Origin of the sequence: Pseudarthrobacter sp. TAF60_1 (assembly GCF_052113505.1) — a bacterium.
In the GTDB taxonomy this organism is placed as follows: Bacteria; Actinomycetota; Actinomycetes; order Actinomycetales; family Micrococcaceae; genus Arthrobacter.
In genome coordinates, this window is the sequence record NZ_JBFRDI010000006.1 from 80932 (window position 1) to 94486 (window position 13555).

A 13555-nucleotide genomic window follows, 5' to 3' on the forward strand; every position below is an offset into this window, starting at 1 on the left:
CGCCGAACGGTCGAATCCCCGGGTAACGCCGCGGGGAGTAGACCATCGGGAGGGGAGTCTTAGGCGGGCTGCCGCACAGAAGCCTTGAACCGGCGTCGGGAATTTGCCAGATGGCTGCGCATGGCGGCTGCGGCAGCGGCCTCATCACCGTCTGCGACGGCGGCGGCGATGGATCGGTGCTCGTGGATCACCTGGTCGAAGTGGTCCCGGGCGTAATGCTCGACGCCGGTCATGAGCCGGGTGCGCGGCATCGCGATCATCGTCTGTCCCAGGGCGGCCAGGCAGTCCGAGTAGAAGGGGTTGCCGGAGGCGGCCGCGATGGCGCGGTGGAATTCGTAATCGGCCTTCATGGCGTGGCCGGGATGGTCGGCGCTGGAGGTGAATTGTTCCAGCGCGGAGTTGATGGTCCGGAGCTGGCGGTCGGAGTGGTTGCGGGCTGCCAGTGCCGCCGCCTCGGCTTCCACGCCCATCCGGAATTCGAGCAGGTGGAGGCGGTCTTCGACGCTGGCCACGGGCCGGCTGCCCGGGACCGGCTGGTGGCCGGCGTCGGGCGGGGTCAGTGCAAAGCTGCCCCGCCCGCGTTCGGTTTCCACCAGCCCCTCGGCCTGGAGCCTCGTCAGCGCCGAGCGCACCACGGTGCGGCTGACGCTGAATTCGCCCATCAGCGTGTTCTCGCTCGGAAGTTTGTCTCCCGGCTGGATGGCGCCGTCCACTATGCGGGTGCGAAGCTCTGCGGTGAGGTCCGCGGTCAGGTTCCGGGTCATGCGTTCAAGGTTACTGGCCGAACTCCACAGTCTCGGTGGTCCAGGCACGTGCCTGGTCACTGAGTGTGACGCCCAGGCCCGGGCGGTCCGGCACGATCATCCGGCCGTTCTTGGTTTCGAGGCGTTCGTTGAAGAGCGGGTCCAGCCAGTCGAAGTGCTCTACCCACGGTTCCCGCGGGTAGGCGGCGGCAAGGTGCAGGTGGATTTCCATGGCGAAGTGCGGGGCCAGGCCCAGGCCGCGTTCGTCCGCGAGGGCTGCCAGGCGCAGGAACTGCGTGATGCCGCCGACGCGCGGCGCATCCGGCTGGATGATGTCGCAGCCGTTGGCGTTGATAAGGCCCTTGTGTTCTGCCACGGAGGCCAGCATTTCACCGGTGGCGATGGGGGTGTCCAGGACGTTGGCGAGGTGGGCGTGGCCTTCGAAGTCGTAGGCGTCCAACGGCTCTTCGATCCAGATGAGGTTGAACTGTTCCAATTGGCGGCCCATGCGCAGGGCGGTGGGGCGGTCCCACTGCTGGTTGGCATCCACCATCAGCGGAACGTCCCAGCCGATGTGCTCGCGGATGGCCGCAACGCGGCGCAGGTCCTCGGCCGAGTCCGGCAGGCCCACCTTGATCTTAATGCCGCCGATGCCTTCCTCCAGGAGGACGGTGGCCCGGGCCTTGACCTCATCGAGCGAGGCGTTGAGGAAGCCGCCGGAAGTGTTGTAGGTCTGGACGGAGTCCCGGTAGGCGCCGAGGAACTTGGCCAGCGAAAGGCCGGCCCGCTTGGCCTTGAGGTCGTAGAGGGCAATGTCGATGGCGGCGAGGGCCTGCGTGGCCACACCGGAACGGCCCACAGATGCGCCGGCCCAGAGGAGCTTGGTGTAGATCTTGCCAATGTCGTTGGGGTCCTCGCCAATCAGGCCTTCGGCGACTTCCTTGGCATGGGCGTACTGGGCGGGGCCGCCGGCTCGTTTGGAGTAGCTGAAGCCGATGCCGGTGTGGCCGAGCTCCGTGGTGATCTCGGCAAACAGGAACACCACTTCGGTCATGGGCTTCTGGCGGCCGGTGAAGACCTTTGCGTCGCTGATGGGAACGGCAAGCGGAAGGCGGGCGGTGGAAAGCTTGACGTGCCGGATGAAATCGACGGTACTCATGGGGGTTCTCCTAGAGAGGGATGGGCAACATTGCCTCCACTTATTCTATAAGTAATCAACTTGTATTACAAGAGAAGCGGCGAGAGCTCAGCCCATCAGCCACGCAACAACCACGAGTGCACCCACGCTGAGTACGGTGGTGCACAGGATGACGTCGCGTGCAACCGTCATGCCGCGGCCGTAGGGGGACGCGAAGAGGAACACGTTCTGCGCCGTGGGCAGTGCCGCCATGATCACGCTTGCCAGCAGGTGCTGCCCTTCAAGCCCGAAGACGAAGCGTCCAAGGACCCACACCACCGCCGGCATGCCCGCAATCTTGAGGAACGTAGCCACGAGCGTTTCAACCCGGCCGTCACCCTTTTGGAGCGGGGCGCGGCCGGCGAGGGACAGGCCGAAAGCCAGCAGGACCATGGGCACGGCGCCGCCTGCGAGCATGTCGATGGGTTTCTGCAGCAGGTCGGGAGCGGTCCACCCCGTAATGGCGACGACGGCCCCCAGTGCTGAGGCGATGATCATAGGATTAGCGAACGGCGAGACGAGCGTCTTTTTCCATGAAAGCCGAGACCCGGAAGCCAGCCCCATCACGGTCAGGTAGAAGGGCGCCATCACCAGGAGTTGCACCAGCAGCACGGGTGCCACGTGCTGTGCGGTACCGACGGCGTATAGCGAGACCGGGATGCCGATGTTGTTGGCGTTGGCGTAGCTGCTTGCCATGGCCCCGACGGCGGTCTCCGCCACCGGGCGCCGGAAGAACAGAAAACTCGCCAGGCAATAGAGAAGCCCCACTATCGCTGCCGAGAGCAGCGCCAGCGGGGCGTCCGTTCCGAGGGCTGCCCGGATGTCACTGCCGGCCACCACTGTGAACAGCAGCGCCGGGTTGGTGACGTAGTAGGCCGTGCGGGTCAGTGCTCCCTGGACCTCCGGCCCCAAAATCCGCAGCCGGGCGGCTAGATAGCCCCCGGCAATGACGGCGGAGACGATCAGGATGCCGGATACAACGCCGCCCACAAATGCGCCCTTCTATGTAACTTTTGGGGGTTCCGCACGGCCGCCTCCGCGCACAGAGAAGTCCGGCCGTGCGGAACCGACTCGAATTGATGCAGGCCGAGCCTAGCGCACCAGGCAGGGCCGCTTCGGGTCGAAGGACCAGCCGTCCACGTAGTACTGCATGCCGATGCTGTCGTCACGGGCGTCCAAACCGTGTTGCAGGTACAGCTCGTGGGCTTTGTCCAGGGCGGCGCGGTCCAGCTCGATGCCGAGCCCCGGGGCGTCGGGCACCGAGATGGCCCCGTCCCGGATCTGGAGCGGGTTCCTGGTGAGTCCCTGTCCGTCCTGCCAGATCCAGTGGGTGTCCAGCGCGGTGATTTCGCCCGGGGCGGCGGCGCCGGTGTGCGTGAACATGGCCAGGGAGATGTCGAAGTGGTTGTTGGAGTGTGATCCCCAAGTCAGGCCAAACTCGTTGCACAGCTGCGCCACGCGGACTGAGCCGGACATGGTCCAGAAGTGCGGATCCGCCAAGGGAATGTCAACGGCGTTGCTGCGGATGGCGTGGGACATTTCCCGCCAGTCCGTGGCGATCATGTTGGTGGCCGTCTTCAGCCCGGTGGCACGGCGGAATTCGGCCATCACCTCGCGGCCGGAGAAGCGTCCTTCGGCGCCGCAGGGATCCTCGGCGTACGCCACGACCCCCTGCATCCTCATACCGAGGCGGATGGCCTCCTCGAGGAGCCAGCCGCCGTTAGGGTCGAGGGTCACGCGCGCTTCGGGGAAGCGCTGGTGGAGGGCGGTGACTACATCCACTTCGTCGTCCCCGGACAGCACGCCGCCCTTGAGCTTGAAGTCACTGAATCCGTACCGCTCCTGCGCGGCTTCGGCCAAGGCAACCACTGCCTCGGGGGTCATGGCTTCCTGCCGGCGGACCTGCTCCCAGCGGTCCGACGGCGCGTCCTCCACCAGGTAGGGAAGGTCAGTGCGGGCGTGGTCACCAATAAAGAAGAGGTACCCGAGCATGGGCACCGAGGTGCGCTGCTGGCCGTCACCAAGCAGTTCCGCGACGGGTACGCCGAGGAACTGGCCGTGCAGGTCAAGCAGGGCAGATTCGACGGCGGTGACGGCGTGGACCGTGGTGCGCAGGTCGAAGGTCTGCAGGCCGCGGCCGCCGGCGTCGCGGTCTGCGAATTCCGCGGCGACTTCCCGCAGCAGCGACCGGTAGCGCGCCACCGGTTTGCCGTTGATCAGGGCGCCGGCCTCCTCGATGGTGGCCTTGATCTTCTCGCCGCCGGGCACCTCGCCGAGGCCGGTGCGGCCCTCGGAGTCGGTAATGATGACCACGTTGCGGGTGAAGAACGGACCGTGCGCCCCGCTGAGGTTCATCAGCATGCTGTCGTGGCCGGCTACGGGGACGACCTCCACGCGTGAAATAACAGGCTGATTGGTCATGCGCTGACCTGTGCATCCGCTGCAACGACGGTGCCGTCGACGCGGCGGTTGAGCTGCCAGGGGTTGGCGTCCTGCAGGGCAACCGGCAGCAGTTCCTGGGGCAGGTTCTGGTAGGCCACGGGGCGAAGGAACCGGTTGATGGCGAGGGTGCCCACGGAGGTGGTGCGTGAGTCGGAGGTGGCGGGGAACGGGCCCCCGTGGACCATGGCGTGGCCCACTTCGACGCCGGTGGGCCAGCCGTTCACGATGATGCGCCCCACTTTCTGCTCGAGCGCGGGGATCAGCGGTGCCGCCGTCGCGTAGTCCTCCTCGGTGAGCTGCAGGGACGCCGTGAGCTGGCCCTCGAGCCGGTCGATGGCGTCGAGCAGTTCCGCGGTGGAGGAGTAGCGGATCACCAGCGATGCCGCACCGAAGATTTCCTGGTGCAGCACCTGGTTGGTGACGAAGTCCCTGACCTGGGTGCCGAAGATGGCGGGCGCGGGGGCGTTTTCGGTGGGGCCTGTGGTGCCCTGCCCGACGAGGGTGACGCCGTCGGCGGAACCGAGGGCTTCGGCGCCGGCGTTCCAGGAGCCGGCGATTCCTTCGGTGAGCATGGTCTGCCCCGCGCAGGCGGAAACAGCGCGTCCGACGGCGGCAGCGAGTTTGTCACCCAGCTCGCCGGCCGGGGCGAACAGGAGTCCGGGAGAGGTGCAGAGCTGGCCTGAGCTGCCGGTGACGGCGGTGACATACTGCTGTGCCAAAGCGTCAACGTCTTCGGCGGAACCGCGCAGCGCGCCGTCGAACACGAACACCGGGTTCAGCGAGGACATTTCGGCGTAGACAGGGATCGGCTCGGGCCGGGCGGCTGCGGTGCGCATCAGGGCGATGCCGGCTGACTGGGAGCCGGTGAAGCCCACGGCCTTGATGGCGGGGTCGGCCACAAGGGCCTGGCCGATGCTGCTGCCGGGGCCATAGATCAGGGAGAAGACGCCCGGGTGCAGGCCGGCATCGGCAACCGCCTTAACAATGGCCTGGCCCACGAGTTCGCCGGTGCCCGGGTGGGCGTTGTGTGCCTTGAACACCACGGGGCAGCCGGCGGCGAGGGCGGACGCGGTGTCTCCCCCCGCCGTCGAGAATGCCAGCGGGAAGTTGCTCGCCCCGAAGACGGCCACCGGGCCCAGCGGGATCTGGCGCTGGCGGATGTCAGCGCGCGGCAGGGGCGTGCGGTCCGGGATGGCGGGGTCGATCCGGACGCCGCGGAAGTCGCCCTGCCGGACAACGTTGGCGAAGAGCCGCAATTGGCCGGTGGTGCGCGCCCGCTCGCCCTGGAGGCGTGCGGCGGCCAGGCCGGTTTCCTGGCCGGCGCGGACGATCAGCTCATCGCCGATGGCCTCGATGTTGTCCGCGATGGCGTCCAGGAACGCTGCGTGGGCTGCGGGGTCCAGCGTACTGAACGAGGGGTAGGCGGCCGCGGCAGCGGAGGTCGCCGTCGTCAACTGCTCCTCGGTGATCAGCGAGTAGGCGGGCTCGAGCTGTTCGTTGGTGGCGGGGTTGAAGCCAAAGGCTGTTTTGCCGCTGCCGACGACGGTCTGGCCGGCGATCAGGGAATGTCCGGTGAGTGTCACTGTAGTTACTCCTAGGAGAAGGCGGGTCAGGAGATGTTGGCGATGAGGGCTTTGAGGTCCGCAAGGTCCTGGGGTGCCAGGTTCTGCAGCGGCGGCCGGACTCCGCCGGCAGGGCGGCCGATGGCGTCCAGTCCGCCCTTGACGATGGACACAGAGTAGCCTTTCACGCGGTCGCGGATGTCCAGGTACGGGATGACGAACTCGTTGAGCTTCTTGTTGACGGCGACGCGGTCGTTGTTGCGCACGTCCTGGTAGAAGTCCAGGGCGAACTGCGGGACGAAGTTGTACATGGCGCTGGAGTAGGTGCTCATGCCCAGCTGCAGCAGCGGGAGGGCGAACGTTTCGGCTGTGGGCAGGCCGCCGAGGTAGAACAGGCGGTCGCCGAGTTTGGCGTAGACGCGGGCATCGTGTTCGAGGTCGCCCACGCCGTCCTTGAAACCGATGAGGTTTTCGTGGCGGTCAGCCAGCGTGGCCACTGTGGTGTCCTTGTAGATGGCGTTGGCGCGGTTGTAGATAATGACGCCCAGCGACGTTGAGCTGCAGATGGCGCTGACGTGGTCAACGAGGCCGGCCTGGTCAGCTTCGGTCAGGTACGGCGGGAGGAGCAGGAGGCCGTCCGCGCCGGCGGCTTCTGCGGCCTGGGCGTTCTCGATGGCCTGGGCAGTGGAGCCGCCGGCGGAGGCGAGCACGGGAACGAGGCTGCCCACCTCATCGACGGCGGCGCGGACCACGCGCTCGGACTCTCCGGGCGTGAGGGAGAAGCCCTCGCCGGTGCCGCCTGCGGCAAAGAGGCCCGCCACCGGGAAGCTGGCCTGCCAGGCGAGGTGCTTGCGGTAGCTTTCCTCATCGAACTGCAGGTTGGCGTCGAAGGCGGTCACCGGGAAGGACAGCAGGCCTTCCTTGAGGGTGTCTGCCAGTTCCTGCGGGGTGTACTTTGCCACGTTGTTGTCCTCTGTCTGGGCGCCGCGTGGTGAGTGCCGCGGGCGGGTGGTGTGGATCCTGTTCAGGTTAGGCAGAGGACGTTATGCCTGTCTAAGTGTATTTGTGTATCCGGTGATACCGGAAGGGTATTGAATTCCGACGGCGGCCCTCGCTATTCGGTGCGGAACTCCAGATCCTGCAGCAGGCGGCGGAGGGCCGGGTTGACCACTTTCCGGTTCCAGATGGCGTGCAGCTCCACCGGTTGTTCGCTCTCCATGCCGGCCAAGGGCAGGAACTCGACGCCCTTGATGGCCAGCAGTGTTGCCGAGTGGGGAACGAAGGCCACCCCGCGGCGGGCTGCCACCAGGGAAACCATGGTGAGGATCTGGCTGACCGTATGGATCACGTTGGCGTGCTGGACGGGGAGCATCCTGACCACGAGGTCATAGAAGTACGTTGCCTTCGTGGGTGAGTGCATGATCAACGGCTCGCCGGTGAGATCCGAGTCCTCGATGGGGCGCGTCAAAGCCGACAGCGGATGGCCGCTAGGCACTGCCAGCATCATGGATTCCTTGTACAGCAGGTGCGAGTCGAAGATCCCCCGGTCGAAGGGGGGCCGGGCGAGGCCCAGATCGAGTCCACCGGTGAGCAGACCCTGGATCTGTTCGCCCGTGACAAGTTCCTGGAGGTCGATGTCCACATCCGGGATGATTTCCGAGATCTCCTCCAGCAGCGGTCCCAGGATGCTGAAGCCACTAGCTGCCGTAAAGCCCACCCGCAGGTGGCCCGAGCGGCCGGTGGCGATCCGTCGGGCGGTGACCGGTGCCCGGTTAGCCAAAGCCATCAGCCGTCTGGCTTCCTCAAGGAACGCTTCGCCGGCGGGCGTGAGCTGCACCTTCCGGTTATCGCGTTCCAGCAATTCGGTGCCAATGATCTTTTCCAATTTCTGGATCTGCCGGCTCAGTGGGGGCTGGGTCATGTTGAGGCGCTCCGCTGCCCTGCCGAAGTGCAGTTCCTCAGCGACGGCAATGAATCCGGCCAGTTGGTCGAAGGTAAACATGATGCCTTCCGGGTATTACCTGATGCTTATTAGGGTTTAGACATGCATCATAACGGCTCCCTACACTCGACTAGCGAGCCGAAGTGATTCGGTTCACACGCCCGCCGGGATCCGCCCCGGAATTTCTACGAGGAGTCCCAATGAAGCACTTCCCCGCCCGCCGCGCCGTCCTCGGAGCGGCGTCTGCCCTGACACTCCTGGCGTTGACCGCCTGTGGAAACGTGGCTGGCGGCCCCGCCGATTCATCCAAGTTCCCCACCGGCCCCGTCAACCTCACTGTGGGCCAAGCTGCCGGCGGCAGCACTGACCTGATCGCCCGGGCCCTGGCCGAAGGCGCCTCCAAGACCCTCGGCAAGCCCGTCCCCGTAGTGAACAAGCCCGGCGCGAACGGCGCCCTCGCCACCAAGGAAGTTGCCGGCAAGCCGGCCGATGGTCAGGAGCTGGTCCTGCTGACCGCCTCCCTGATCACCATCACGCCCCTGGCAGTATCGGCTGACGAAGCCGTCAACATCGACGACCTGGACATCATCGCCGGCCTGTCCCAGGACGACTACGTCCTGGTTGCCAGCCCCGGCTCGGGCTTCAAGAGTTTCAAGGACGTGACAGGCGCCGGCCGGAACGTCACGTTCGGCACTACCGGTGTGGGCACCGGAAGCCAGCTGGCACAGAAAGTGCTGTTCAAGCAGGCCAACGTCACCGGCACCGATGTTCCGTTCGACAGCGGCAAGCCTGCCCTGACGGCGGCCCTGGGCAACCAGGTTGAACTCACCACCATCCAGCTGGGTGAAGCGATGCCGCAGATCACGGCGGGCAAGGTTGCCCCGCTGCTGGTGTTCTCGGAAGGCCGCACCAGCTTCCTGCCGGACACGCCCACTGCCAAGGAAGCCGGCTACGACGTCCCCGTGGCGCAGTACCGTGCGGTGGCTGCCCCCAAAGGCACCCCGCAGGACGTGAAGGACAAGCTCCTCGCCTCATTCCAGGAGACGTTCAAGACGGACACCTACAAGGAATTCAACAAGAAGAACATGCTGACCCCCAAGGAAATCTCCGGTGAGGAAGTGGTCAAGGAGTGGAAGGGCTACGCAGCCAAGTACAAGGAACTCGTGGACAAGTACCAGATCAGCCTGAACGGAAAGAAGTGATTCGAGCGAAGGAAACTCCCGCAGGGTCCGTCGTGGAAGAGTCCGCCGTGGAGAAGTCCGCCGTGGAGGTGGACGCCCCCGACGTGGATGACCTGACGCCGGAGCAGCTCGCCGCCCAGTGGGAGGAGGAGAAGCCTCCGGCGGCAGGGGCCCTGGCCAACGCGGCATCCTCCCTGGTGGTGCTCGGAGTGGGGATCGGCGCCGTCGTCCTGTCCGTCGCGATGGGCCTCGGCACCCCGGCCACCCCGGAGCCCGGCCTCTGGCCGTTCCTCATCAGCTGCGTCATGGTGGCACTGGGCCTGTTCCAGCTGATCGCCGGCCGGCGCAACCGGGACGCGGAGAAATTCACCCGCATGTCCACGGCTCCGCTCACTGGGCTGGTGACCCTGGCCGCCATCGTGGCCCTCATGCCGCTGATCGGTTTTGAAATCCCGGCCCTGGTGCTGTGCGTCATCTGGATGCGCTTCCTGGGCGGCGAAACCTGGCGTTCCACCCTCGTTGTCAGCGCCAGTGTGGTCATTGCCTTTTATGGCATTTTCGTCCTGGCGCTCGGCACATCCATTCCCCACCTCTTCTAGGAGAACCCCGTGGATTTTCTAAATCCCGTCATTAACGGATTTGCCGTTGTCCTGGAGCCGACAAACCTCCTGTACTGCCTGATCGGCGTCGTGATCGGCATGCTTATCGGTGTGCTGCCCGGACTGGGGCCCGCGGCAACCATCGCCATCTTGCTTCCGCTCACCTACAACGTTGAGCCCGTCACGGCCATCATCATGCTCGCGGGCATTTTCTACGGCGCCCAGTACGGCGGCACCATCACGTCCGTGCTGCTCCGGCTCCCCGGCGAAGCGTCCTCTGTGGTCACCGTCTTCGACGGTTACCAGATGGCCAAACAGGGCAAGGCCGGTACCGCGCTGGGCCTGGCAGCCATTGGCTCCTTCATTGGTGGCACTGCCTCTATCATCGGCCTGACGTTCCTGGCCCCAATTGTGGCCAGCTTCGCCCTGGACTTCGGACCGCCCGAATACACCGCCCTGGCCCTGCTCGGCATCCTCCTCGTGGCCACCATCAGCAACGGATCAAAAGCCAAGGCGCTCATCGCCGCGGCACTGGGCCTCCTGCTCGCCACGGTTGGCCGCGACATTTTCACCGGCGAAAGCCGCTTCACCTTCGGCAACCTGCAACTTGCGGACGGCATCGACTTCGTGCCCATCGCGATGGGTCTTTTCGGCCTCGGAGAGATCCTCTACAACCTGGAGGAGCGGCACCGGGCCGCCAAGGCGCCGTCGAAAGTCACCAACGTCTGGCCTTCCCGGAACGACCTGAAGCAGGCATCCGGCGCCATCGGCCGCGGGTCAGTGTTGGGCTTCTTCCTGGGGATCCTCCCCGGCGGCGGGGCGACCATCGCCTCGATGGCTTCCTACGCAATGGAGAAGAAGCGCGCCAAGCAGCCCGAACGTTTCGGGAAGGGTGCCCCCGAGGGCGTGGCAGGGCCGGAAACGGCGAACAATGCCGCGGCGACGTCGTCGTTCATCCCGCTGCTGACCCTCGGCATCCCCGCGAACGCCACCATGGCACTGATGTTCGGTGCGCTGCTCATCCAGGGCGTCACGCCGGGGCCGCAGCTGGTGGAACAGAACCCGGAGCTGTTCTGGGGCGTCGTGAACTCCATGTACATCGGCAACATCCTGCTGCTGATCATGAGCCTGCCGCTCGTGGGAATCTTCGTGAAGATCCTGCGGGTCCGGGCCGCGATCCTGGCACCCGTCACAGCGCTCATCACGCTGCTGGGTGCGTACACCATCAACAACAGCATGTTCGATGTGACGCTCGTGGTGGTCTTCGGCATCGTGGGTTACCTCATGAAGAAGTTCGGCTTCGAACCCGGGCCGCTGGTGCTGGCGTTTGTCCTTGGTGAGCTGCTGGAAAGCTCCATGCGCCGCTCCCTGCTGGTGTTCGGCGGAGAGCCCACCGGCTTCTTCGGCCGCCCCATTTCGGCCACGCTGCTGGTGGTGTTCGTCCTGGTAGCCGTGCTGCCGGTCATCCGCGGCGCCGCAGCCAAGCGCAAGGCCTCCACCCCGGCCGTCCCGGCAGCTTCAGAAATCAAGGAGAAGGTATGAGCATCATCGTTGGATTCGTCCCCACCCCTGCCGGGGAGGCCGCCCTGGTGGCGGGCATCGCCGAGGCCACCCTCCGGAAGGAGGACCTGGTGATCGTCAATTCGGCCCGCGAAGGCGCTCTGGTGGACAAGTCCGTGGCGCCGTCGGACCTGCTGGCGGAGGCTGCCCGACGGGCGGAAGACGCCGGGGTTACGGCGACCGTGATGCAGCCGCCCTACCTGAACGACCTGGCCGACGAATTCCTTGAGGTGGGCCGCGAGGTGGATGCGTCCCTCATTGTGATCGGGCTGCGGCACCGTTCGCAGGTGGGCAAGTTCATCCTCGGCAGCCATGCCCAGCGGATCCTGATGCAGGCCGACCGTCCCGTGCTCGCCGTCAAGGCAGGCAACTCGCACTTCTGAGGGTTCGACGGCGGCGCGCGGCTTGGGGGACCCGGGTGGGGGGTGCCGGGGGTGGATTCTAAGCATGCTTACCAATAGGCTGGACAGGGGAACTTCCCTTTCGACCAGAACGAGGTGAGAGCATGACGGACACTGAGAACATCAGCAAAGTTACGGACATCATCAACGATTCCCATATCGGGATGTTGACCACCATCAACGAAGAGGGTGCGCTGGTCAGCCGGCCGCTCGCCGTCCAGGATGTTAAGGACGACGGCGACCTGTGGTTCTTCACGGGCCTCGGCACCTCGCAGGTGGCCCATGTCCGGGCGGATCCCAGGGTGAACGTGTCCTTCGGCAAGCGCACCGAGTGGGTGTCCGTTGCCGGCACCGCAGAGGTAATCACCGACCGGGCCAAGATCCACGAAATGTGGAACCAGACCGTTGAGGCCTGGTACCCGGACGGACCGGACACCCCCGAAGTTTGCCTGCTTCGGGTCGACTCGGACTCCGCGGAATACTGGACCAGCCCCGGCGGCACCGCAGCCACGGTCTTCCAGTGGGTGAAGTCCAAGGTGACCAACAGCCGGATGAGTGTGGGCGAAAGCGGCACCGTGGAGCTGTAGGTAACGAACAAGCACAAAGGCCGCCCTCAACGGGGCGGCCTTTGCGCTGTCCTGGGAGAGCCGGCCCTACTGCCACGCGGCCTTACTGCCGCGCGGTCAGCGTGGCGAGGACGGCCGGGAGCAGTACGTCATTCCGTCCCCAGAGAGGGTCCAGGATTTCCACGTACCAGGAGTCGGCGAGCAGCAACGCCAGGGTTTCGTTGGTTTCGTCCGCCCAGTCCTGGATCTGCTCCTCGTCCACCGGGTTCTCACTGGAGCCGAGGACGGTGACTACCTCGTCGCCGTCGAGCGTTACCGGGATGGCGGCGCTGCTGGCCTCGCCGGGTGCGTGCGCCACCGTCACCAGTTCGGTGCGGGTGGACAGGGCGAGGAGGTCGGCGGCCACGTCGGCGCTGCAGAATGCGGTGACGTACTGGCGCTGGGCCAGGTTTTCGGTCCGCAGTCCCGGCTGGGATTCCTTGGTGAACAGCCCGTTCCGGTTGAGGGCAGCCAGCTCGACGGCGATGGGTTCGGTCTCGTCGTCGTAGCGCACAGTGAACGTGGCGGCTTGGTATTCGCTGTGGCCCTCCAGCCAGCGCGCCGTCAGTTCCCCGGCGGCTTCAAGGGTGATTGCCTGCCGCCAGGCCCCCTTGTCCTCCAGGCGCCTGCCGAACTGGTCACGGATGTCCGCTTCTGTGGGTTCCATCCTCGGATGCTACGGCGCCCCGAGGCCGGACTCCAGCGGCGGCGACACAGCAGTTAACCTCCCGCGGGGATGCCGGCCGCCCTTTCAGCGGCGGTCAGGGCAACGGCAAAGCGCTCGACGGCGGGAGCGTACCCCTGGTGCCGCTCGGCGCGCAGCTGCTCCGCATCCCGCATCGCTTTGATCAGGGCCGACGTCTCCGGCCGGCGGACATCCGTCATGGCCGGATAGTCGATGCAGCAGGCCGGATCCAGTTCGTAGCGGCTCCAACGGGCGAGCAGTGTCTCGTGCTCAGCCTGCGCGGCCGTGTAAAGGGGCTTGTTTTTCTTTTGCTGCCGGAGGTTTGCCTGCCAGGCGAGGATCCGCGGGCTGCCCCGGTGCGCGGCCACCCCCGCACCGACGCCGAGCACGGTGAGCACAGCGCCGGACCAGGGTGCGGCCAGGGTGGGAATGAGGATGGCAGGGATAGCCACGGCGGAGCCCATGAACACGTCCCAGAACACCGTGTCGGGGGCACTTGCCTCCGGTGCCGGCGTCGAGTGGTGGCGGACAGCCAGGACGGTGGCGACCACCGCGCACACCAGCACCGCGCCCCAGAACAGCAGCTGGAACGATCCCGCCAGGACAGACTCTGCAAATGCCGGCACTGCGGCACCTCCCCGTATCAGGCCCGGCCCAG

14 protein-coding genes are annotated in these 13555 nt (G+C 66.0%); 5 read left to right on the plus strand and 9 right to left on the minus strand.

The window, feature by feature from the left end:
* Positions 1–59: 59 nt before the first annotated feature.
* The 7 genes from AB4Y73_RS08830 to AB4Y73_RS08860 form a co-directional block, all read right to left on the minus strand.
* Positions 60–764, minus strand: a complete 705-nt coding sequence (locus AB4Y73_RS08830; RefSeq protein WP_441871029.1) for a FadR/GntR family transcriptional regulator — start codon at positions 762–764, stop codon at positions 60–62.
* Between the two features lie 10 nt (positions 765–774).
* Entirely contained in the window at positions 775–1902 is a 1128-nt protein-coding gene (locus tag AB4Y73_RS08835; RefSeq protein WP_441871030.1) for an L-talarate/galactarate dehydratase, read from the minus strand.
* 87 nt (positions 1903–1989) lie between these two features.
* On the minus strand, positions 1990–2910 hold the full coding sequence (locus AB4Y73_RS08840) for an AEC family transporter (protein ID WP_441871032.1): 921 nt from the start codon (positions 2908–2910) through the stop codon (positions 1990–1992).
* Positions 2911–3012: 102 nt separating this feature from the next.
* Positions 3013–4341 (minus strand): enolase C-terminal domain-like protein, encoded by a 1329-nt coding sequence (locus AB4Y73_RS08845; protein WP_441871033.1) that lies wholly within the window; start codon positions 4339–4341, stop codon positions 3013–3015.
* The gene (locus tag AB4Y73_RS08850) at positions 4338–5945 is read right to left on the minus strand and encodes an aldehyde dehydrogenase (NADP(+)) (protein ID WP_441871035.1); all 1608 of its coding nucleotides are present in this window, start codon (positions 5943–5945) and stop codon (positions 4338–4340) included. The genes AB4Y73_RS08845 and AB4Y73_RS08850 overlap by 4 nt, the downstream gene beginning before the upstream one ends.
* 26 nt (positions 5946–5971) lie before the next feature.
* On the minus strand, positions 5972–6886 hold the full coding sequence (gene kdgD / locus AB4Y73_RS08855; RefSeq protein WP_441871037.1) for a 5-dehydro-4-deoxyglucarate dehydratase: 915 nt from the start codon (positions 6884–6886) through the stop codon (positions 5972–5974).
* A 152-nt stretch (positions 6887–7038) separates the two neighbouring features.
* The gene (locus AB4Y73_RS08860) at positions 7039–7926 is read right to left on the minus strand and encodes a LysR family transcriptional regulator (RefSeq protein WP_441871039.1); all 888 of its coding nucleotides are present in this window, start codon (positions 7924–7926) and stop codon (positions 7039–7041) included.
* Between the two features lie 140 nt (positions 7927–8066).
* On the opposite strand from AB4Y73_RS08860, the gene AB4Y73_RS08865 reads away from it, so the two are divergent.
* The 5 genes from AB4Y73_RS08865 (at position 8067) to AB4Y73_RS08885 (ending at position 12194) form a co-directional block, all read left to right on the plus strand.
* Positions 8067–9068 carry a tripartite tricarboxylate transporter substrate binding protein gene (locus tag AB4Y73_RS08865; RefSeq protein WP_441871040.1) on the plus strand — a complete coding sequence of 334 codons (1002 nt, stop codon included), beginning with the start codon at positions 8067–8069 and terminating at the stop codon, positions 9066–9068.
* Positions 9069–9100: 32 nt separating this feature from the next.
* A complete protein-coding gene (locus AB4Y73_RS08870; RefSeq protein WP_441871189.1) occupies positions 9101–9646 on the plus strand; it encodes a tripartite tricarboxylate transporter TctB family protein in 546 nt (181 codons plus the stop codon).
* A gap of 9 nt (positions 9647–9655) precedes the next feature.
* Complete coding sequence (locus AB4Y73_RS08875; RefSeq protein WP_441871041.1) at positions 9656–11188, plus strand: tripartite tricarboxylate transporter permease; 1533 nt, start codon at positions 9656–9658, stop codon at positions 11186–11188.
* Entirely contained in the window at positions 11185–11589 is a 405-nt protein-coding gene (locus AB4Y73_RS08880) for a universal stress protein (protein ID WP_441871043.1), read from the plus strand. The genes AB4Y73_RS08875 and AB4Y73_RS08880 overlap by 4 nt, the downstream gene beginning before the upstream one ends.
* Positions 11590–11711: 122 nt before the next feature.
* Entirely contained in the window at positions 11712–12194 is a 483-nt protein-coding gene (locus AB4Y73_RS08885; protein ID WP_441871044.1) for a pyridoxamine 5'-phosphate oxidase family protein, read from the plus strand.
* An 82-nt stretch (positions 12195–12276) separates the two neighbouring features.
* Here AB4Y73_RS08885 and AB4Y73_RS08890 read toward each other — a convergent pair whose 3' ends face one another.
* The gene (locus AB4Y73_RS08890) at positions 12277–12879 is read right to left on the minus strand and encodes a DUF6919 domain-containing protein (protein WP_441871045.1); all 603 of its coding nucleotides are present in this window, start codon (positions 12877–12879) and stop codon (positions 12277–12279) included.
* Positions 12880–12932: 53 nt separating this feature from the next.
* Positions 12933–13523: a hypothetical protein gene (locus AB4Y73_RS08895; protein ID WP_441871047.1), complete on the minus strand. Its 591-nt coding sequence runs from the start codon at positions 13521–13523 to the stop codon at positions 12933–12935.
* Between the last annotated feature and the right edge of the window lie 32 nt (positions 13524–13555).

Excerpts from the sequence above, each read along its gene's own strand:
- AB4Y73_RS08830 (WP_441871029.1), bottom strand. The coding sequence starts at position 764 with ATGACCCGGAACCTGACCGCGGACCTCACCGCAGAGCTTCGCACCCGC.
- AB4Y73_RS08835 (WP_441871030.1), bottom strand. The coding sequence starts at position 1,902 with ATGAGTACCGTCGATTTCATCCGGCACGTCAAGCTTTCCACCGCCCGC.
- AB4Y73_RS08845 (WP_441871033.1), bottom strand. The coding sequence starts at position 4,341 with ATGACCAATCAGCCTGTTATTTCACGCGTGGAGGTCGTCCCCGTAGCC.
- AB4Y73_RS08860 (WP_441871039.1), bottom strand. The coding sequence starts at position 7,926 with ATGTTTACCTTCGACCAACTGGCCGGATTCATTGCCGTCGCTGAGGAA.
- AB4Y73_RS08865 (WP_441871040.1), top strand. The coding sequence starts at position 8,067 with ATGAAGCACTTCCCCGCCCGCCGCGCCGTCCTCGGAGCGGCGTCTGCC.
- AB4Y73_RS08880 (WP_441871043.1), top strand. The coding sequence starts at position 11,185 with ATGAGCATCATCGTTGGATTCGTCCCCACCCCTGCCGGGGAGGCCGCC.
- AB4Y73_RS08885 (WP_441871044.1), top strand. The coding sequence starts at position 11,712 with ATGACGGACACTGAGAACATCAGCAAAGTTACGGACATCATCAACGAT.
- AB4Y73_RS08890 (WP_441871045.1), bottom strand. The coding sequence starts at position 12,879 with ATGGAACCCACAGAAGCGGACATCCGTGACCAGTTCGGCAGGCGCCTG.